1 protein-coding gene is annotated in these 1006 nt (G+C 44.8%); it reads left to right on the top strand.

The genetic code is table 11. The features are described 5' to 3' along the window. Positions 1-979 (top strand): IS630 family transposase (locus BLW10_RS13620; protein WP_143117103.1); only part of this gene is annotated, 979 nt, incomplete at its 5' end. Positions 980-1006: the final 27 nt, after the last annotated feature.

The following is a 1006-nucleotide window of genomic DNA, read 5'->3' on the forward strand; positions in this document are numbered from 1 at the left end:
AAAAGCGCATCGTCAAACACAGAATAAACGTGAAGCCGATCGGATCAAAGCGGTAGTTCTCTTGGCAACGGGCTGGACAGCGGAACAAGTAGCCGAAGTCTTGCAAGTTGATCCAAACACAGTACGCAACCACTTTAAGCGTTATCAACAAGGCGGCCTCATGACATTGTGCCAGATGGCGTATCGTGGGCACGAAGGCTGGCTTAGCGAAATCGAATTAGCCCTCTTAGATGCGCACTTGGAAAAACATCTCTACTTGACGGCCAAGGCCATTGCGCACTGGTTAGAAGATCAGTTTGCTGTTCGTTACAGTGAAAGTGGTATGGCGGCACTGCTTCACCGCCTTGGTTATGTTCACAAGAAACCGAAATTGATTCCAGGGAAAGCGGATTCTGAAGCCCAGAAGGCGTTTGTGGGTGAATACGAAAAACTCAAAGAAAACAAAGGTCAAGAGGATCCGATCTATTTCATGGATGCCGTGCATCCACAGCATAATCCTGTCATCGCCCGTGGTTGGATCAAGCGTGGCCAAGAGCAAGAAATTCGGTCGAATACAGGCCGAAAACGCCTCAATATCAATGGAGCGATCAACCTTGATCAGTTAGAGCCTGTTGTCCGTTATGATGACAGGATTAATGCTGACTCAACCATCGACTTGCTGAAACAATTAGAAAAGCGGCATATGGCGGCGGCTTACATTTATGTGATTTGTGACAATGCTCGCTATTATCGCTCCAAAGCCGTTAAGGCGTATTTAGAGTCCTCAAGAATCAAGCTTGTTTTTCTCCCGCCCTATGCACCAAATTTGAACTTAATTGAGCGCCTTTGGAAATTTTTTAAGAGAAAAGTTTTGCATAATCGCTACTTTGAATCGTTTAGTGATTTTGCATTGGCTTGCAAAGAATTTTTCGCGAACCCAAGTCAATACAAAAGCGAGCTGCGTTCTTTGCTGACAGAGAATTTTTCTATTATCGGTTAATTGTCAAAAACGAAAAATCGGTATCAG

Origin of the sequence: Allochromatium warmingii (assembly GCF_900107145.1) — a bacterium.
In the GTDB taxonomy this organism is placed as follows: domain Bacteria; phylum Pseudomonadota; class Gammaproteobacteria; order Chromatiales; family Chromatiaceae; genus Thermochromatium; species Thermochromatium warmingii.